The following is an 18,436-nucleotide window of genomic DNA, read 5'->3' as shown; positions in this document are numbered from 1 at the left end:
GCGCACGCCCGGATGCCGACGACGGCGACCGCCTGTGGCACACCCTGCGGCACGAAGCCGAGGCGGCGGTGCTGGAAGAGCCGCTCCTGGCCGCCGCCCTGCAGACCACCATCCTCGACCAGCAGGACATCACCACCGCATTCTCCCATCGCCTGGGCCAGCGCCTCGGCGGGGGCGACGTGACCGCGCTCACGATCCGGGACCTCAGCCTGACGGCGTTCGCCTCGGAGCCCGGCCTGCGCCAGGCCCTGACCCGTGACCTCGCGGCCATCCGCGAGCGCGACCCGACCTGCAGGCGCTATCTCGACCCGTTCCTCTTCTACAAGGGCCTGCAGGCGCTGGAGGCCTACCGCGTGGCGCACTGGCTGTGGACACAGGGCCGCGTGACGCTCGCGCTGGCGCTGCAGAGCCGGGTGTCCGAGGTGTTCCAGGCGGATATCCATCCGGCGGCGCGCATCGGCTCCGGCGTGTTCATCGACCACGCGACCGGCGTCGTCATCGGCGAGACCGCAGTGGTGGCGGACGACGTCTCGATCCTCCAGTCCGTCACCCTCGGCGGCAATGGCAAGGAGCGTGGCGACCGCCACCCCAAGATCGGCCGCGGGGTCCTGCTCTCCGTGGGCGCCAAGGTGCTGGGCAACATCACCATCGGCGAGGGCACCCGCGTGGCCGCCGCCGCCGTCGTGCTCGACGACGTGCCGCCCTATTCCACCGTGGCCGGCGTGCCCGCCCGCATCATCCGCCAGTCCGCCAACCAGCAGCCGGCCCTGACCATGGACCAGATGTTCGGCGACGGCATCTGAGCGGCTTCCCGGCCTCCCCTTCGCAAAGTTCCTGCCACCCCTTCGTTCGCAAGGGCATCATGAGGAGTGCGTGTAAATGAGTGACCTGAGGCTGAGTGTCAGCGCCGCCGCTGCACGAAATCTCGCCACCGCCAGCGTCACCGTCGTCCAGAACGCGGAGAACACGCCGCGCTGGCTGCACCGGCTTCTGCCCTGGGTCGATGTCGCCGGGGGCGTCTACCGCGTCAACCGCCGCTCCGTGGTGGTGCCGCGTCCGGGCCTGCTGCGCATCACCTCAGAAAACACCATCGAGCCCGCCAGCCTGCGCCACATTCCCGTGCTGGCGGACCTGGACGATGAGACCCTCTCCGCCCTCGCGGGAGCGTTCACCCCGGCCCGTCATGCGCCCGGCGAAGTGGCCGTGAAGCAGGACAAGGATGCCCGGCACTTCCACGTGGTGGCCGAAGGCACGGTGGAACTGTTCGTCGGCGGCCCGTTCGGCGGCCAGCTGCGGCAGCGCCTCGCCACCGTGGGCGACTATTTCGGCGCCGAGGCGCTGGAAGGCGAGAGCATCCACGCCCCGGCCGTGAAGGCGCTTTCCGAGGCGACCCTCCTCACCCTCGACCTGAAGAAGCTCGACACCATCAAGGGGCTGCGCGAGAAGATCGAAGCGAGCGTGACGGCCCGCAACAAGGCCGAGCAGCGCACCAACGCCTTCGGCGAGCGCGCCGTCAGCCTGCTGTCCGGCCATGCCGGCGAGCCGCTGCTGCCCACCACCTTCGTGGATTATGCGGAGCACCCGCGCGAATATCACCTCTCCACCATCCAGACGGTGCTGCACACCCACACCCGCATCACCGACCTCTACTCCAACGAGATCGACCAGCTGCGCGAGCAGATCCGCCTCACGGTGCAGGCCGTGAAGGAGCGCGAGGAGTGGGAGCTGCTGAACAATGCGGAGTTCGGCCTGCTGCACGAGGTGAGCCCGCGCTTCCGTATTCCCACCCGTTCCGGCCCACCCACCCCGGACGATCTCGACGACCTGATCGCGCTGGTGTGGAAGCGGCCCGCCTTCTTCGTGGCCCATCCGCGCACCATCGCCGCCTTCGGCCGCGAGGCCACGCGCCGCGGCGTCCCGCCGGTGGTGGTGCACCTCTACGGCTCGCCCTTCCTCACCTGGCGCGGCGTTCCGCTGGTGCCGAGCGACAAGGTGCCGGTGCAGGTGGACCCGCAGACCGGCGTCGCCTCCTCCTCCATCCTGCTGCTGCGCGTGGGCGAGGCCGAGCAGGGCGTGGTGGGCCTGCAGAAGGTGGGCGTGACCGGCGAGGTGGAGCCGGGCCTGTCCGTGCGCTATTCCGGCACCAACGAGCACTCCATCGCGTCGCACCTCGTCACGCGCTACTTCTCGGCCGCCGTGCTGGTGGAGGATGCCATCGGCCGCCTCGATAACGTGCTGATCGGCCGCTATCATGACTACGCCTGATCCGCGCGCCCTGGGCGCCGCCTTTCCAAACAACGTCTCCGGCCTGGCCGGAGACCCCTTCCAGACCGAGTTGATCGGCCGGCTGGCCAATGAGATCTGGAACGAGTTCAGCCGGGGCGCCAGCGCCCCGCTTCCCTACGCCGCCTGGCCCGACACGGGCTGGCCGCGCGCGGATGCCGCCACGCTGGCGGAAACCGCCATCCCCACCTCGGCCCTGAGCCCGGCGGGGCTTGCCCCCGCCAATCTCGCGCCGGGCCCCGAGCCCTCCATCAGCCGCCGCGCCTATTCCCAGGGCGCACCGGCGAGCGTGGCCCTGGGCAGCGCCGATCCGCACCAGGTGAGCGAAAGCCTGCCGCCGGTGCATCCGGTCATCGATCCATTGGAATCGACGCGTGCCGCAGAGCCGGCGGCCCCGCAGATCGACACGGGCGCACTGGAACTGGGCCCCTTGCTACGGGCGGCTGGGGCCGACAGCCCCTCGTTCGGCCGCGTCGAGGAGCCACGCGCCGCAGCTCCGGGAAGCACGGACGGCAACGGCTGGTCGCGCATCCGGGTGGTGGACAATCCGGCGGGGGCGGACCCGTTCGCCGCCTCGGATTTCTACTTCCTCACCCCCGGCACCTCCCGCAACGCGGCGGCGCTGCCCGCACGGGGGCACGGCCCGGCCCTGGCAGGCTTCGACGTGGAGAAGGTGCGGCGAGACTTCCCCGCCCTGCACCAGAAGGTGCACGGCCACCCGCTGGTGTGGCTGGACAATGCCGCCACCACCCACAAGCCACAGAGCGTGATCGACGCCACCAGCGAATATTACGCGCGGCACAATTCCAACATCCACCGCGCCGCCCACACGCTGGCGGAGCGCTCCACCGACCTGTTCGAGGGGGCGCGGGAGAAGCTGCGCCGCTTCATCGGCGCCGCACAGACGCGTGAGATCGTGTTCGTGCGCGGCACCACCGAGGCCATCAACCTCGTGGCCCAGAGCTTCGGCCGCGCCAACATCGCGCCGGGCGACGAGGTGATCGTCTCCACCATCGAGCACCACGCCAACATCGTGCCCTGGCAGCTGCTGTCGCAGCAGACGGGCGCGGTGCTGCGAGTGGCGCCGGTGAACGACCGGGGCGAGCTGATCCTGGAACAGTTCGCGGCCCTGCTGAACGGACGCACCAAGCTCGTCTCCATCACACACGTGGCCAATGCGCTGGGCACGGTGAACCCGGTCGAGGAGATCATCGCGCTCTCCCACGCCCGCGGCGTGCCGGTGCTGGTTGACGCGGCGCAATCCTCCCCCCACATCCCCATCGACGTGCAGGCGCTGGGGGCGGACTTTCTCGTGCTCTCCGGGCACAAGGTGTTCGGCCCCACCGGCATCGGCATCCTCTACGGCCGCGCCGAGCTGTTGGAGGCCATGCCGCCGTGGCAGGGCGGCGGCCACATGATCAAGGACGTGACCTTCGCCAAGACCATCTACAACGGTATCCCCGAGAAGTTCGAGGCGGGCACGCCCGACATCGCCGGCGCCGTGGGGCTGGGCGCGGCGGTAGACTATCTGGAGAGCGTCGGCCTGCCGGCCATCGCCGCCTATGAGCACGAGCTGCTGGCCTACGCGACGGACGCCATCACCACGGTGCGGGATCTCAGGCTGATCGGCACCGCCCGCAACAAGGCGAGCGTGCTGTCGTTCGTGATCGGCAACAAGGATACGGAGCAGGTGGCGAAATTCCTGGACAAGCGCGGCATCGCCACCCGCTCCGGCCACCATTGCGCCCAGCCGGCCCTGCGCCGCTTCGGCGTGGAAACCACGGTGCGGGCCTCGCTCGCGCTCTACAACACGCGCGAGGACGTGGATGCCCTGGTCGAGGCCCTCCACGCTTTGCCGCGCGGCTGATCCCAAAGGCCAGTGAGCTTTTCTCACCGGCCTTTGGCAAGCCCGCACGGCGCTTGAGCGAAACTTAACTGGCGCCGGTCGAAGACCGGGGCCGATGGCACGGGGCCGACATGGCAACTCTCATCTCCATCGACACCCTGCGCGAGCGCATCGCGCAGGGTCCCCTCACCCTCATCGACGTGCGCACGCCGGCCGAATATGGCGAGGTGCATATTCCCCAGGCGCGCAGCGCCCCGCTCGACACTCTGGACCCGCAGGCGCTGGAGAGTGCCGGGCAGGTGGAACGGGACAAGCCCCTCTACCTGATCTGTCGCACCCAGAACCGCTCGAAGGCCGCCGCCGCCGTATTCGAGAAGGCGGGCTTCAAGAACGTGCTCGTGGTGGAAGGCGGCACCTCCGCCTGGGATGCGGCCGGCTACCCCGTGGCACGGGGCGCGCGCAAGGTGATCTCGCTAGAGCGCCAGGTGCGCATCGCGGCAGGAAGCCTGGTGGTGCTGGGCGTGCTGCTGGCGTGGCTGGTCCAGCCGCTATTCATCCTGCTCTCCGCCTTCGTGGGCGCCGGCCTGGTATTCGCCGGCATTACCGACACCTGCGGCCTCGGCCTGCTGCTGACCCGCGCCCCCTGGAACCAGCGGGCCTGACCGCGCAATGTTCGGCTCCGATCCCGAGGACCACTCGGCATGGCGGCGAGGTTTTCCAAACCACTCGCCGCCGCTCCCCCACGGCGGAATCAGGCACGGGAAGCACTTGCTCGCATGGGAAGACGGAGTCCACCCAACTCCATCACGCGTTATTCATGCGCCCACGCACGAATAACGCGCCCACCTGGCATCCTCACGTCCTTTTCTCGCCAGAGACGGTCCAACTTATCGAAGCAGATCATATTTTAAGGAAAAAATAACTCGCGAAACTCAAATCTATATCAAATATACTTAAGCATTCTTTTGCATGACGATCAGCGCCTGAGGGAGCCGATTTGGATTATCGACGTAATCTATGAAATCGAAACCTTCGCATAGCTCCCGTTTTACAAAATTCGGCGAAATGATTGCTTCGCCATAGCGGGCACCGAGTTTCGGAATGGCCCCGGACGTCGCAGAATGCAGATACTCCCCACGCTCAAAGGCGCTTTTGCATGCTTCAACATCAACGAAGCTCCTTGCGAGAGCTTCATGCCATGGATGTGAGAGCGTTTCGCCCGCCTGCTTCCGCGCTCTGATTGCCTCGCAGGTTTCGATGAAATCGAGGCGCTGCGTGGTAACGGCCAGAACCCCACCTGGGCGCAGGATGCGATGGAACTCACCAAACCATTTCCGGGTCGAAAATTCATCAATATGCGAGAATACAGACCAAGCGACAATATAATCGACAGAATCACTGGCAACCGGCAAGGGTGGCAAATATCTTGATTGTATGAAATTTACGTAAGGATTGTGATTTCTTGCAGTTACGATTCTTGCTGAATTTGGCTCAACCCCGAAAATATTTGAGGGATGAACATCACGCATGAAAGGCCGCAAAATGCGCCCCCATCCACTCCCGAAATCCAACAACCGACGGGCTGGATGGAACTCATGCTGGCAGAATAACGCATAATTTCTCACTTCTATATAATAATTCCACGCCTCCAATATCGAATGCCTGCCACTATGCCCGTGAACGCCAACCTGAAGCTCCTCCGGCGGGAAGGTCGGCATGTATATTTCATTCACCACATTGGACAGCGACGAATTATTTAAACATTGAAGCCAGTCGGCATCGGAAAGAAGTCGTATCTTTTGGTGGAAATCATCGACATTTTCCCAACCCATATCGAACAGTCCTAGATTGAGCTAAAGAAAATTACAACCAAGACACGCAGGAGCACGAAGGCAGCGCCATGCCCTCAGACTTTCACCGGCATTTAGCCCAAAGAGACTGCTTTGGGAAGGCTCCATCCGGTAAGGAGAAAGCTTGGATGCATGTGTTTTTTCGGCACTTCACCGGTGACCGATGGGGGCACCTCCGAAAATTTGTTTTTCGCCCCCTTTCAGTAGATTGAAATCCGCACAAAGCCTGACGAAAACGACGAACAGCCGTACATCATTCAACACCCAGGCGTTTTTGAGAGATGAGGCGCCAGCCAAAATGCGGGCGACAATGCTTCACCGGCGCTCATGCAAACGGAATGCCCTGTTCGGTGGGGACGGCCCTGGTCCTCCAGAAAGCTGTGCCCATGAGCACATCGAGAACCACGCTGCCGCACCTTGCGGGCACCATCGGCGAGCCGGCAGAAGGAGCATCGAGGTGCGGGCGATGCCGACATCAAGTGTATCACTCGGAGAGATCGCCTCACCGTCGTGGCCCCCATGCAGAGCATATCCCTGGGCGCCACTTCGGAGCCTGCGACGAGGCCGCACGCCGCAGAACGCCGCCGTTTCCCCATCCTGCGCCGCGCCGTGAACGAGAAGCTGGTGCTGCGGGGATGGACCTCCGATGCCGCCGAAGGTCTTGCCACGCTGTCAGATGCAACAAAAATATGAATGACTTGGAACCACGGGTTCCATGCGCACTTTATACGATGACCTGATGTAGTCGTGCGTGCGATTTGGTATTTCGATAGAGAAAAACGCTTCAGCTCTCGGCGGCGTGCGCTGCTGCGCACGGACAGGGCGGGCGGGCGCGACTTCATCGCCGGGCCGCGGGGGAATGCGGAGGAAGCTTCCATGCACCCCACGGACATGAGGAAGATGTATGGTCGCATCGCGGAGGTGTACCGGCTGCGGCTGGGCGAGGCGATCTTCGCCTATGGCGAGGCGATGCGCGAGGCCGCCGGCGCCTTCGCCGCCACCCGAGCACCCGAGCCCGCCGCCGTCTGGCGCGAAGGTGTCTCCTACGCCTTCGATGCGATGCAGCGCTCCCTCATCTTCTGGGACACGCTGCGCCAGCGCGGCAACAACTGGATCGCCCACGAGAAGGCCGGCAAGCCGCCGCTGCTCGCCTTCGACCACGAGACCATCGCCGACGCCCGCACCTTCGCGCGGCCCTGCAATTACGCGCTGCTGCGCATCCTGCCGCCGCCCGGCGTGGCGCTTGATCCCGCCAAGCAGCCCTTCCTCGTCATTGATCCGCGCGCCGGCCACGGGCCGGGCATCGGCGGATTCAAGGCGGATTCGGAGGTGGGCTTCGCCCTGAAGGCGGGGCACGCGGTCTATGTGGTCGCCTTCTTCCCCGAGCCGGTGCCGGGGCAGACGCTGGCCGACGTGTCGCTGGCGGAATCCGAGTTCCTGCGCATCGTGCGCGAGCGCCACCCCACCCGCGGCAAGCCGGTGGTGGTGGGCAACTGCCAGGGCGGCTGGGCGGCCATGCTGCTGGCGGCGCTCGATCCCGGCGGCGTGGGCCCCGTGGTGGTGAACGGCGCTCCCATGTCCTACTGGGCCGGCAACGATGCGGAGAACCCCATGCGCTATGCCGGCGGGGTCCTGGGCGGCTCCTGGACCGCACTGCTCGCCTCCGATCTCGGCGGCGGGGTATTCGACGGCGCGCACCTGGTGGACAACTTCGAATACCTGAATCCGGCCAACACATACTTCACAAAATACTACAACCTTGGTCCCGGATCGACAGCGAGCCCGAACGCTTCCTTGATTTCGAGCGCTGGTGGGGCGGCTATTTCCTGATGAACCGGGAGGAGATCAAGTGGATCGTCGAGAACCTGTTCGTCGGCAACAAGCTCGCCGCCGGGAAGGCGGAATGGGCGCCGGGCCGCACCTTCGACCTGAAGGCGGTGCGCTCGCCCATCATCGTCTTCGCCTCGCTCGGCGACAACATCACCCCGCCGCAGCAGGCCATCAACTGGGTGGCGGACATCTACCCCACCACCCAGGCCCTGAAGGATGCCGGCCAGGTGGTGGTGGGGATGATGCACGACAGCGTCGGCCACCTGGGCATCTTCGTGTCCGGCGCCATCGCGCGGCGCGAGCACGCGCAGATCGTGAATCTGGTCGAATACGTGGAAGCGCTGCCGCCCGGCCTCTATGGCATGCGGATCGTGGAGGAGAATGTCGACGGCGAGGTGAGATACGACGTCTCGCTGATGGAGCGGCAGGTGGAAGAGCTCGCCCGGCTCCAGAAATACGACCGCCGCGACGAGATCCCCTTCGAGGTGGTGGCCAATGTCTCGGAGCATGTCTCGCGCCTCTACGAGGCGCTGGTCCACCCCCCGCTTTCCGCTTTGGTGACGCCCGAGATGGGGCGGGCGCTGCGGGTGGCGCACCCGCTGCGGGCGGCGCGCTGGGGCCTCTCGGATCTCAACCCCTTCCTCACGGCGCTGGCGCCGCTCGCGGATTTCGCCCGCAGCCAGCGCACCCCGCGGGACGAGGAGGGCCCCCATGCCGCCGCCGAACGCTTCGCCGCCGCCGCCATCACGGCCGGCTGGGACCTCTTCCGCCGCCTGCGCGACGCCACGGTGGAAACGGAATTCTTCCGCCTGTACGGCACCTGCGCCATGCTGGACCCGGACCTGAGCGCCCCGGCGGACCCCGCCCTCATGGAGAAGCCACCAGCCGAGGTCCAGGCCGCGCTCGCGTCGGTGCGGGAGGGCGGCTTCACCGAAGCCGCCGTCCGCGTCGCCCTGCTGGCCCAGAGCCGCGGCAACGGCCGACACCAGCTTTCCACACTGCGGCAGATCCGTGATCTGGTGGGCAGCGAGGTGGGGCTCATCGCCCTGCCGGCCGAGGCGGCGCAGGCGGTCATCCGCCGCCAGTCCATCATCGTCGACCATGCGCCGGAAGCGGCGCTCGCGACCCTGCCGGCGCTGCTGGAGAGCCCGCAGGACAAGGCGCGGCTGCTGACGCTCATGGACCGCCTGACCGCGAACATCAGCTTCGGCCCGCAGACCGAGGCTTTCGTCGAGGAGGTCCGCCGCGTGGTCGACGGTGAAGCGCTGCCCGCGCCGGATGCCGCCGCCATCCCTTCCGGGGAGGCAGGCCACGCCGGGTGACACATGCGGCTCCCCGCACCGGCCTCGCGAAATTCGGCTCCACAAGAGTCCCGTTCGGAGATAAGCTTCCGATCGATAGAAGAATAAATGTATAAAAGTACCGCACAATAGGTATTGAGCACTGCCCTGCCGATGCCCCGCCCTCCGTGCGGCGACGAAATCTTCATCCGGCTTCGGGCCGGCGCGGGCGCCACCCGGAGTGTTGGGGGGAACGGCATGTCACGCGTCATCATCAATTATGCCGCCTCGGCCCTCCTCCTCCTCCTGGGAAGCGCCGCGCCTCTCCACGCGCAGGAAGGGGCCGTCGCCGTCACCGTGGTGCCGGCGGAGCTCAAGCCCGTGTCGCAGGCCATGGAGTTCGTCGGCCGCGTGGAGGCGCCGGAGCGCGTGGACATCCGCGCGCGGGTGAAGGGCGTGCTGGAGGCGGTGCTGTTCAAGGAGGGCGAGACCGTGAAGGAAGGCCAGCCCCTCTACCGCATCGAGAAGCCCCCCTTCGAGGCGGACGTGCAGCAGGCCGAGGGCGACGTGGCGCGCGCCCAGGCCGCCCTGGACCTCGCGCGGATCCAGCGCGAGCGCGCCGAGGAGCTGCTGACCAGGAATGCCGGCACCGCCGTGGCCCGCGACCAGGCCGTGGCCGGCGAGGCCTCCTCCAAGGGCGCGCTGCTCACAGCGGAGGCGGCGCTGAACACGGCGAAGATCAGCCTCGGCTACACCGACATCGTCTCGCCGATCGTCGGCCGCATCGGCCGCACCGCCTTCACCCGGGGCCACATCGTGGGGCCGGAAAGCGGCGTGCTCGCCACGGTGGTGAGCCAGGACCCCATGTACGTCACCTTCCCGGTGAGCCAGCGCGACTACCAGGACGCGCAGAAGGAGGAAGGAAAAGTGGACCTCTCCAACGTGGAGGTCCGCATCAAGTTTCCGGACGGCGCCATCTATGGCGAGGTGGGGCGGGTCAATTTCGTCGATGTCTCCGTGAACCGCACCACCGACACCGTCATCCTGCGCGCCGACGTGCCCAATCCCAAGGGCCAGCTGGTGGACGGCCAGCTGGTGCGGGTGGAGCTGAAGGCCGGCACCCCCGAAGAGCGCATCCTCATCCCCCAGGCGGCGCTGATCGCCGACCAGGGGGGCGTCTACGTGTTCGTGGTCGAGGGCGGCAAGGCAGTGGTGCGGCGGATCAGGCCCGGCGGCACCGTGGGCGCGAACGTGGTTGTGACGGAGGGACTGAAAGCCGGAGACCCTGTGGTCGTGGAGGGGTTCGAAGCGCTCAGGCCCGGAGCCGCGGTGCGCGCCACGCCGGCCGCCTCCAGCCTCAAGGGCTGAGCCATGCTGTCCTCCGTCTTCGTCGACCGCCCGCGGCTCGCCATCGTCATCGCCATCGTCACGGTCATCGCGGGCCTGCTGTCGCTGCTCGCCATCCCCGTGGCGCAGTATCCCGACATCATCCCGCCCCAGGTCTCGGTGACCACGAGCTATCCCGGCGCCTCGGCCGAGGTGGTGGATTCCACCGTCGCCCAACCCATCGAAGCCCAGGTGGTGGGCGTGGACAAGCTCATCTACATGAAGAGCGTGTCGGGCGACGACGGCTCCTACACGCTCACCGGCTCGTTCGAGCTCGGCACCGATCCCGACATCAACACCGTCAACATGAACAACCGCGTGCAGGTGGCGCTCTCCAAGCTGCCGGAGGACGTGAAGCGCCAGGGCGTGACGGTGAAGAAGAAGTCCTCGGCGCTGCTCGGCGTGCTCGCCATCTACTCGCCGAAGAAGACCTATGACCCGCTCTACATCTCCAACTACGCCACCATCAACATCCTGGACGAGCTGAAGTCCATTCCCGGCGTCGGCGACGCCTCGCTCTGGGGGCCGCAGGACTATGCCATGCGCGCCTGGGTGCGGACGGACCGCCTCACCGGCCTAGGCCTCACCACTCAGGACGTGGTGAACGCCATCAAGGCGCAGAACATCCAGGCCGCCGTCGGCCGCATCGGCGCGCGCCCCATCTCCGACGACCAGCAGCTCCAGCTCAACCTGCGCACCAAGGGGCGCCTCTCCAGCGTCGCGGAATTCGAGAAGATCGTGCTGCGCACCAATCCGGACGGCTCGGTGCTGCGCCTCGGCGACGTGGCGCGGCTGGAACTCGGTGCCGCCAACCTCGACCGCGAGACCCTGTTCAACGGGGGGCCCGCCGCGGTGCTGGCGCTCTACCAGTCGCCCGGCGCCAACGCCATCACCACCATCAACGCCATCCGCGCCCGCATGGACGAACTGGCGAAGGCCTTCCCCGAGGACCTCGCCTGGAAGGTCACCTACGATCCCACCACCTTCGTCACCGAGACCATGCACGAGGTGCAGAAGACCCTCATCGAGGCCTTCGTGCTGGTGGTGCTGGTGGTCTACCTTTTCCTCGGCTCGTTCCGCGCCACGCTGATCCCCACCCTCGCCGTGCCGGTCAGCCTCATCGGCGCTTTCATCGTGCTCAACGCCATCGGCTATTCGGCGAACACGGTGTCGCTGCTCGCCATCGTGCTCGCCATCGGCATCGTCGTGGACGACGCCATCGTGGTGGTGGAGAATGTCGAGCGGGTGATGGAGGAGCACCCCGATCTCACCCCCGCCGAGGCCACGAAGAAGGCCATGGCGGAGATCACCGCACCCATCATCGCCATCACCCTGGTGCTGCTGTCGGTGTTCGTTCCGGTGGCCTTCATCCCCGGCATTTCCGGCGAGTTGTTCCGCCAGTTCGCGGTCACGGTGGCGGTGGCCATGTTCCTGTCCGCCATCAATGCGCTGACGCTCTCGCCCGCTTTGTGCGGCATCCTGCTGAAGCCCGCCCACGGGCCGAAGAAGGGACCCATCGGCTATGTCATGCGCGCCATCGACAGGGTGCGCGACGCCTATGGGGCGGCGGTGGCGCACCTCGTGCGCTTCTCGCTCATCGGGCTGGTGTGCGTGTTCGTGGCCTCGGGTGGCATCTTCGCCTTGTCGAAGGTGACGCCCACGGGCTTCCTGCCCGAGGACGACCAGGGCGCCTTCTTCGTGGTGGTGCAGCTGCCCGGCGGCGCCTCCGTGGGGCGCACCACCGAAGTGATCCGCAAGGCCGAGGCGCTGCTCAAGGATGAACACGCGGTGGAGGACTTCACCTCCGTCATCGGCCTCAACTTCATCGACAACTACTCCCAGCCCAATGCCGCCTTCATCGTGGTGACGCTGAAGCCGTTCGAGGAGCGCAAGGGCAAGGCGGACGGGGCGGACGCCATCATCGCCCGGCTCGGCGGGAAGATGCGGCAGATCGCGGGCGGCACGGTGGTGCCGCTGGCGCCGCCGCCCATCGTCGGCCTCGGCACCGGCGGCGGCTTCACCTTCGTGCTGCAGGACCTGCGGGCCGGCGACCCCAAGGTGCTGGCCCAGGTGCTGCGCGGGCTCATCGTCGCCGCCAACCAGGACCCCAGGCTCGCCCGCGTCTTTTCCACCTATACGGCCACCAACCCCTCCATCCAGCTCGACATCGACCGCGACAAGGCCCAGGTGCTCGGCGTGCCGCTGGACAGCGTGTTCCAGGCGCTGCAAACCTCGCTGGGCGGGCTCTATGTGAACGACATGAACCTCTACGGCCGCACCTGGCAGGTGCAGGTGCAGTCCGAGGCGGAGGACAGGAAGGGCATCGACGACATCTACCGCATCCACGTGCGCAACGACAAAGGCGAGATGATCCCGCTGCGCTCCATCGTGGAGGCGCGGGTGGAAATCGGGCCGCCGGCCCTCATCCGCTACAACAACAAGCGCGCGGTGACGGTGCAGGGCGCGCCCGCCGACGGCGTCTCCTCCGGCCAGGCCCTCGCGGCCATGGACGCGGTGGCGGCGAAGACCCTGCCCCAGGGCTTCTCCGGCGCGTGGACCGACACCTCCTTCCAGGAGAAGCGGGCGGAGGGCAAGACCGGCACCATCCTCGCCTTCGCGGTCCTGTTCGCCTTCCTGTTCCTGGTGGCGCTCTACGAGAGCTGGTCCATCCCGCTGCCGGTTCTGCTCTCGGTCACCGTGGGCATGCTCGGCGCCTTCGCCGCCATCGTGGTCGGGCGCCTCACCCTCGACCTCTACGGCCAGATCGGCATGATCGTGCTCATCGGCCTCGCGGCGAAGAACGGCATCCTCATCGTCGAGTTCGCCAAGGAGAGGCGCGAGCACGGCGAGGACCTGCTCGAAGCCGCCACCGAGGGCTCGCGCCTGAGGTTCCGGCCGGTGATGATGACCTCCCTCGCCTTCATCCTCGGCCTGTATCCGCTGGTGGTGGCCCAGGGCGCGGCGCAGATCGCGCGGCAGAACGTGGGCACGCCCGTGTTCGGCGGCATGATCGCGGCCTCCTTCCTGGGCATCTTCGTGATCCCGCCGCTCTACGTCCTGTTCCAGGGCCTGCGCGAGAGGCTGCGGCCGGGGGCGCGGCCGAAGACGGCGACCTCCGCGCCCTCCGATCCGGAGAAAAGCTGACCCGCTGGCGGACGGGCAACGGCTGCCGCCCGCCTCCCCCGCGGGTGGCAGCTCAGAAGAAACGGTCGAAGCGGACCCGCGCGGCGGGAAGGCCCGCCTCGCGCACCAGAAGGGTTTCCAGCGCCTGCATCATGGGCGGCGGGCCGGCGCAATAATAATCGAAGGCGTCGATATTGCCCCCGAGCCACGCCGCCGCCGCCTCGTGCACCATGCCGTGGGCGAGGCCGCGAACGGGCTCCCCGGATACCACCGGCACATAGGTGAGGCGCGTGCCGAGGCCGGTGAGGGCATCGAGCCGCGCCACATCCAGCACATCCGCGCCCGTGCGCCCGCCGTGGAAGAAGACGACGCGCCGCGGCGCCGCCTCCGCCGCCACGGCGCGAGCGATGGACACCATGGGCGCGAGGCCGGAGCCCCCGGCAAGGCACACCACATCCCGCTCGCCCCGCCGCAGGTGCGCGAGGCCGAACGGTCCGTCAATCGTCACCTCGGCGGGCGGCGCCTCGAACAGGCGCGCGCTCATGCGCCCGCCGGGCACGCGGCGCACCATCACTTCCAGCACGCCCGCCGCATTGGGCAGGTTGGCGAGGGAATAGGCCCGCTCCAGGCCATCGGGCAGCGCGAGCATCACATACTGGCCGGGCAGGAAGCGCGCCGGCCCCTCCACCCGGAAGCGAAAGGCGCGAATGTCGTGGGTCACGTCCTCCGCGCTCTCCAGCAGCGCCCGGCGCCGCTCCGGCGGCAGCGGGGGAATGCAGGCGGGGTCCTGCCGCACCTTCAGCCGGCAATCCCCGCGCGGGCGGCACTGGCAGGCCAGGAGACGGCCCTTGCGCCGGTCCCGCTCGGAAAGGCCGGGCGCCTCCTCCCAGGCCACCTCCACCTCGCCGGAGAGCAGCTCCACCTTGCAGGTGCCGCAGCCGCCGGCGTTGCATTCATAGGGCAGGCCGAGCCCGGCCCTGAGGCCCGCGCGCAGCAGGGTGTCGCCGGCCTCGCAGTCAAAGTCTGCACCATCGTCGAGGGTGATCCGCGCCATGGCTCAGGCCACCAGCACGATGTCTTCGCCGCGCAGCTCGAAGCGGTGCACGCGCAGGGCAATGGTGCAGGGCGCCCCGCACGGCGCGCCGGTGGACAGCTCGAACGCGCCCGCGTGCCAGGGACATTCCACCACCAGCTCCTCCGCGTCGATCTCGCCTTCCGAGAGAGAGGCATCGCCATGGGTGCAGGTGTCGTCGGTGACGAAGAACCGCCCGCCCACGCGGAACACCGCCAGCGGCGGCCGGCCTTCCAGCTCCACCCGCAGGGCGCCGCCCTCGGGCACATCGGCTGCGCGGCAGAGCACTCTCTCGTCCGTCAACGTGTCGCTCATGGCCCCACCTCTTCCAGGGAAAGCCCGCGCCCTTCCGGGCCCAGGGCCAGGTATCCGCCGTCCACCGCCAGCGTGGTGCCGGTGATGAGGGAGGCGCGGGGCGAGAGCAGGAACAGCACCGCCTCGGCCACCTCCTTCGGATCGCCCACCCGGCCGGTGATGTGGAGCGGTCGGGCGATGCGGTCCGCCTGCGCCCGGTCGCCCTTCACCATGGCGCGGATGGGGGCCGACCAGGTCCAGCCAAGGGCCACAGCGTTCACGCGAATGCCGTCCCCGGCGAGGTCGAGGGCCTGCGCGCGGGTGAGCTGCTCGATGGCCGCCTTGGTGGTGGGATAGACCCAGCGCCCGGCCTGGGCGACGCGCGCGGAGACGCTGGTGAAGTTCACCACCGCGCCGCCACCCTGGGCCGCCATGTGCGGCCGGCACGCCTGCAGGAAGGCGACGGCGCCGAACACGTTCACGTTGAAGGCCGCCGCCCAGTCCGCGCGGGAGGAGGCCGCGCCCCTGTCGATGTAGCAGGCGGCGGCGTTCACCAGGGCATCGATGCGGCCGAAGCGGGCGAGGCACGCCTCCACCGTGGCGGCAATGGCGGCGTCTTTGGAGACATCCGTCTCCAGGAACAGGCCGCTCTCGCCCAGCCCCGCGGCGACGCGCGCGCCGCCCTCGGCGTCGATGTCGGCGATGACAACCCGCGCACCCGCCGCCGCCAGCGCCTCTGCCACCGCCGCGCCGATGAGGGTGGCGCCGCCGGTGACGATGGCGACCTTGCCCGAGAACTCAGCCATTTGCCCTCGCCTCCCGCAGCCCGGACCAGCTTCTCAGGGCGCCGTCGCAGAACACCAAAGCGTCCGCCGCCGCGCCGCGCCGGTGCGCCAGCACCCGGCCGATGAGGATGATGTGGTCACCCCCCTCCACCACCTCGTGCCGCGCGCACTCGAAAGCGGCGAGGCAGCCCGGCAGCAGCGGCGCGCCGCCGGCTCCCGCATCCACGTCGAGCCCCGCGAAGCGGTCGGCGCCCGGCCGGGAAAAGCGGGCGCACAGATCCTCCTGGGCGGCGGAGAGCACATTGACCGCGAAATGGGTCCCGCCCCGGAACAGGGCGAGACGCGGCGAGGTCCGGGCGAGGCTCCACAGCACCAGGGGCGGGGCGAGCGACACGGAGGCGAAGGAGTTCACCGTCAGCCCCACCTTCTCGCCCTCCGGCGAAAGGGTGGTCACCACGCACACCCCGGTGGCGTAGAGGGAGAGGGAGCGGCGCATGGCGCGCCGCTCCGCTTCCGCACCGTCGGGCGCCGCCGCGGGCATGGCTTCGGGCGCAGCTTCAGGCGACATGGGCCACCTTCGACGCCACATAGCGCTTGGCCGCATCGAGATCGGCGATGGCCGGCCAGAAGCGGGTGGGATCGTTGAAGTTGCCGCAGAACTCGTCGGCGATGGCCGGCACCTTGGACGCGGCGCCGAGAAGCTCCAGCACCGGCGGGGTGGGCGGCACCAGCAGCCCGTTGGTGAAGCCGCAGGTATACTGGCCGGACGCCTCCCAGAAGCCCTCGAACAGGCCCTCCATCCACGCCCGGTCGAAGGGGCGGTCCCCGCGCTCCAGGATGGCGGAAAGATAGGCCTTCACCATGCGGTTGGCATTGTTGGCGCCCTGCCCCGCGATGGGATCGTTGAGCACCACGGCGTCACCGATGCCGAACACGATGTTGCCCGAGGGCAGCACCCCCACCGGCCGGCGGGTGACGGGTGTGAAGGCACCCTTCAGCCAGGCGTTGGCGTCGGTGATCTCCATGTCGTCGGGCACGTGCTCGGCCTGGTCCGGCGTGAGGCGCTTCACCACCTCGCGCACGGTGGCCACCATCTCGGCGCCGTCCTTCACATCCTGGAACACGTCCATGGGGCCGCCGGGCACCGCCTCGAACAGGAAGGAGCGGCACTCGCCCTTGGTGTGGGTGTAGAAGGGCAGCGAGAAGTATTCGCCCGCGCCAGCGATGAAATTGAAGCGCAGCGGACGGAAGGGAATCTCCCGCCACGGCCGGTCGCCGGTGAGGTTGGAGCCCGTCACCAGCACGGCGGCGAGGTTGCGCGGCGGCACCTTGTGGGGCGAGCGGGCCTCGTCGCGCTCGAACAGGGCGGTGATGGCGCCCTTGCCGGCGGCGACGATGGTGAGGTCGTTCTCGGCCGAGATGCGCTCCAGGTCGGCGATGGAGATGGCCTGGATCACCAGCCGTCCGCCACGGCGGGAAAATTCGTTCATCCAGCGGTGGAACTTGGTGCGCACGTCCAGCGCCTGGCCATGGTTGACGCCGAGCCGGCCCTGCACGGAGAGGCCCACCGCCCCGTCCGGGGCGCGGAAGTCCACGTGGATGCCCTCGCCGTAGGGCGCCACGTCCTCCCAGAAATTGAGGCACAGCTCGCGCTCGATCTTCAGCGAGCTTTCGAACAGGAAGGCGGTGGTGGCGAGGCGCGAGTGCATCACCTGCTCCGCCGTGCGGTCGGAGTAGATGGTGACGTCGTAGCCCTTGTCGATCAGGCCGAAGCCGAGCAGCAGGCCGGCCTGCCCGCCGCCGATGATGGCGATCTTGCGCATGGGATGTTCCTTGAAATCCGGAAGGTCACGGCCGGGTCTTGAAGCCCGGCTCGTGGGGGCTGATGAGGGGCAGGTCCAGGGTGACGCAGCAGAAGCGCCAGCCGTCCGGCGTCCGCGCGAGCCGCGTGTCGTAGGTGCCGCCGAGAAAGTGGGCCACCGGCTCCTCGCCGGGCCGGCCCTTGATCTTGGAAAGCTCCCACAGCCACCAGCGGCAGCGGGCGCCTGTTCCGTCCGCGTCGATCTCGATGATCGGCGAGGTCATGTAGTGCAGTGTCCAGACGATGGTTTCGCGGCCGATGCGCGCGAGCTCCTCGACGATCCGCGCGCGGCCCTGGAAGCGGCCGAAGCCGGCCGCCTCCCACACCGCGTCCTCGGTGTAGAGCCCGGAGAAGATCTCCGGGTCGTTGCGGCGGTCGGCGCCAAGGGCGTAGAGCCCCACGAGGCTGCGGATCTCTTCCAGGCTTTCGAGCCGCGCCAGGCGCGCCTCCAGCCCGGCGGCGCCGCAGAGCCCCGCGCTCATGCCGGGATCTGGCCGTGCTCGGCGACGAAGCGGGCCTCGTCGAAGGAGTGCGGCACCTTCGGATCGCCGCGGTAGAGCTCCACATGGGGCGCCACCTCGGCCATGGAGAGGGCCATCCAGAACACCGGCCGCGCCTCGGGCGCGATCTCGCCCAGGGGATAGCGGTCCACGTATTCCAGCATCTTCGGCAGCTCGGGCAGCACCGCGTCGTAGAAGGCCTTCAGCTCGGCCTTGCTGGAGGTGATGCGCTTGTGCTGGCGGGCATCCTGGGTGGACAGCGCCCAGGCGGCGAAGGGCGCCAGGACCTGAAAGTCCGCGGGAAGGGTCTCGGTCATCGCGTCATC

At 68.1% G+C, this 18,436-nt stretch carries 14 protein-coding genes and 1 pseudogene; 7 read left to right on the top strand and 8 right to left on the bottom strand.

Annotated elements, in window-relative coordinates:
* Positions 1-32 precede the first annotated feature (32 nt).
* From cysE to V5F61_RS17655, 4 genes are all read left to right on the top strand, one after another.
* Entirely contained in the window at positions 33-803 is a 771-nt protein-coding gene (cysE, locus tag V5F61_RS17670) for a serine O-acetyltransferase (RefSeq protein WP_393989102.1), read from the top strand.
* 76 nt (positions 804-879) lie between these two features.
* Positions 880-2,265 (top strand): family 2B encapsulin nanocompartment shell protein, encoded by a 1,386-nt coding sequence (locus V5F61_RS17665; protein ID WP_393989078.1) that lies wholly within the window; start codon positions 880-882, stop codon positions 2,263-2,265.
* Positions 2,252-4,150 (top strand): SufS family cysteine desulfurase, encoded by a 1,899-nt coding sequence (locus V5F61_RS17660; RefSeq protein ID WP_393989077.1) that lies wholly within the window; start codon positions 2,252-2,254, stop codon positions 4,148-4,150. Before V5F61_RS17665 ends, V5F61_RS17660 begins: the two co-directional genes overlap by 14 nt.
* Before the next feature lie 110 nt (positions 4,151-4,260).
* Complete coding sequence (locus V5F61_RS17655; protein ID WP_393989076.1) at positions 4,261-4,791, top strand: rhodanese-like domain-containing protein; 531 nt, start codon at positions 4,261-4,263, stop codon at positions 4,789-4,791.
* 291 nt (positions 4,792-5,082) lie between these two features.
* On the opposite strand, the gene V5F61_RS17650 is transcribed toward V5F61_RS17655, so the two are convergent.
* Positions 5,083-5,961: a class I SAM-dependent methyltransferase gene (locus V5F61_RS17650; protein ID WP_393989075.1), complete on the bottom strand. Its 879-nt coding sequence runs from the start codon at positions 5,959-5,961 to the stop codon at positions 5,083-5,085.
* 894 nt (positions 5,962-6,855) lie between these two features.
* Here V5F61_RS17650 and V5F61_RS17645 point away from each other — a divergent pair.
* The 3 genes and pseudogenes from V5F61_RS17645 (at position 6,856) to V5F61_RS17635 (ending at position 13,619) form a co-directional block, all read left to right on the top strand.
* A pseudogene (locus tag V5F61_RS17645) lies at positions 6,856-9,131 on the top strand (DUF3141 domain-containing protein).
* Between the two features lie 216 nt (positions 9,132-9,347).
* Entirely contained in the window at positions 9,348-10,457 is a 1,110-nt protein-coding gene (locus V5F61_RS17640; RefSeq protein WP_393989074.1) for an efflux RND transporter periplasmic adaptor subunit, read from the top strand.
* 3 nt (positions 10,458-10,460) lie between these two features.
* Complete coding sequence (locus V5F61_RS17635; RefSeq protein ID WP_393989073.1) at positions 10,461-13,619, top strand: efflux RND transporter permease subunit; 3,159 nt, start codon at positions 10,461-10,463, stop codon at positions 13,617-13,619.
* A gap of 52 nt (positions 13,620-13,671) precedes the next feature.
* Here the strand turns inward: V5F61_RS17635 and V5F61_RS17630 are convergent, their stop codons facing one another.
* From V5F61_RS17630 to V5F61_RS17600, 7 genes are read right to left on the bottom strand one after another with little or no spacing between them, the layout of a single operon-like run.
* On the bottom strand, positions 13,672-14,652 hold the full coding sequence (locus V5F61_RS17630) for a 2Fe-2S iron-sulfur cluster-binding protein (protein ID WP_393989072.1): 981 nt from the start codon (positions 14,650-14,652) through the stop codon (positions 13,672-13,674).
* A gap of 3 nt (positions 14,653-14,655) precedes the next feature.
* Positions 14,656-14,985: a non-heme iron oxygenase ferredoxin subunit gene (locus V5F61_RS17625; RefSeq protein WP_393989071.1), complete on the bottom strand. Its 330-nt coding sequence runs from the start codon at positions 14,983-14,985 to the stop codon at positions 14,656-14,658.
* Positions 14,982-15,770 (bottom strand): SDR family oxidoreductase, encoded by a 789-nt coding sequence (locus V5F61_RS17620; protein WP_393989070.1) that lies wholly within the window; start codon positions 15,768-15,770, stop codon positions 14,982-14,984. The genes V5F61_RS17625 and V5F61_RS17620 overlap by 4 nt, the downstream gene beginning before the upstream one ends.
* Positions 15,763-16,317, bottom strand: a complete 555-nt coding sequence (locus V5F61_RS17615) for a flavin reductase family protein (RefSeq protein WP_393989069.1) — start codon at positions 16,315-16,317, stop codon at positions 15,763-15,765. Before V5F61_RS17615 ends, V5F61_RS17620 begins: the two co-directional genes overlap by 8 nt.
* The gene (locus V5F61_RS17610) at positions 16,307-17,572 is read right to left on the bottom strand and encodes a styrene monooxygenase/indole monooxygenase family protein (protein WP_393989068.1); all 1,266 of its coding nucleotides are present in this window, start codon (positions 17,570-17,572) and stop codon (positions 16,307-16,309) included. The genes V5F61_RS17615 and V5F61_RS17610 overlap by 11 nt, the downstream gene beginning before the upstream one ends.
* A 25-nt stretch (positions 17,573-17,597) precedes the next feature.
* On the bottom strand, positions 17,598-18,092 hold the full coding sequence (locus V5F61_RS17605; RefSeq protein WP_393989067.1) for a nuclear transport factor 2 family protein: 495 nt from the start codon (positions 18,090-18,092) through the stop codon (positions 17,598-17,600).
* The gene (locus V5F61_RS17600) at positions 18,089-18,427 is read right to left on the bottom strand and encodes a hypothetical protein (protein ID WP_393989066.1); all 339 of its coding nucleotides are present in this window, start codon (positions 18,425-18,427) and stop codon (positions 18,089-18,091) included. The genes V5F61_RS17605 and V5F61_RS17600 overlap by 4 nt, the downstream gene beginning before the upstream one ends.
* Positions 18,428-18,436 lie beyond the last annotated feature (9 nt).

This window comes from Xanthobacter sediminis, from assembly GCF_043195015.1.
GTDB lineage: Bacteria > Pseudomonadota > Alphaproteobacteria > Rhizobiales > Xanthobacteraceae > Xanthobacter.
The sequence above is the reverse complement of the archived record's forward strand: the minus strand, read 5'-3'. Positions and strand labels throughout refer to the sequence as shown.

Excerpts from the sequence above, each read along its gene's own strand:
- V5F61_RS17615 (WP_393989069.1), bottom strand. The coding sequence starts at position 16,317 with ATGTCGCCTGAAGCTGCGCCCGAAGCCATGCCCGCGGCGGCGCCCGAC.
- V5F61_RS17635 (WP_393989073.1), top strand. The coding sequence starts at position 10,461 with ATGCTGTCCTCCGTCTTCGTCGACCGCCCGCGGCTCGCCATCGTCATC.
- V5F61_RS17625 (WP_393989071.1), bottom strand. The coding sequence starts at position 14,985 with ATGAGCGACACGTTGACGGACGAGAGAGTGCTCTGCCGCGCAGCCGAT.
- V5F61_RS17620 (WP_393989070.1), bottom strand. The coding sequence starts at position 15,770 with ATGGCTGAGTTCTCGGGCAAGGTCGCCATCGTCACCGGCGGCGCCACC.
- V5F61_RS17640 (WP_393989074.1), top strand. The coding sequence starts at position 9,348 with ATGTCACGCGTCATCATCAATTATGCCGCCTCGGCCCTCCTCCTCCTC.
- V5F61_RS17655 (WP_393989076.1), top strand. The coding sequence starts at position 4,261 with ATGGCAACTCTCATCTCCATCGACACCCTGCGCGAGCGCATCGCGCAG.
- V5F61_RS17650 (WP_393989075.1), bottom strand. The coding sequence starts at position 5,961 with ATGGGTTGGGAAAATGTCGATGATTTCCACCAAAAGATACGACTTCTT.
- V5F61_RS17630 (WP_393989072.1), bottom strand. The coding sequence starts at position 14,652 with ATGGCGCGGATCACCCTCGACGATGGTGCAGACTTTGACTGCGAGGCC.
- V5F61_RS17665 (WP_393989078.1), top strand. The coding sequence starts at position 880 with ATGAGTGACCTGAGGCTGAGTGTCAGCGCCGCCGCTGCACGAAATCTC.
- V5F61_RS17605 (WP_393989067.1), bottom strand. The coding sequence starts at position 18,092 with ATGAGCGCGGGGCTCTGCGGCGCCGCCGGGCTGGAGGCGCGCCTGGCG.
- V5F61_RS17610 (WP_393989068.1), bottom strand. The coding sequence starts at position 17,572 with ATGCGCAAGATCGCCATCATCGGCGGCGGGCAGGCCGGCCTGCTGCTC.
- V5F61_RS17660 (WP_393989077.1), top strand. The coding sequence starts at position 2,252 with ATGACTACGCCTGATCCGCGCGCCCTGGGCGCCGCCTTTCCAAACAAC.
- V5F61_RS17600 (WP_393989066.1), bottom strand. The coding sequence starts at position 18,427 with ATGACCGAGACCCTTCCCGCGGACTTTCAGGTCCTGGCGCCCTTCGCC.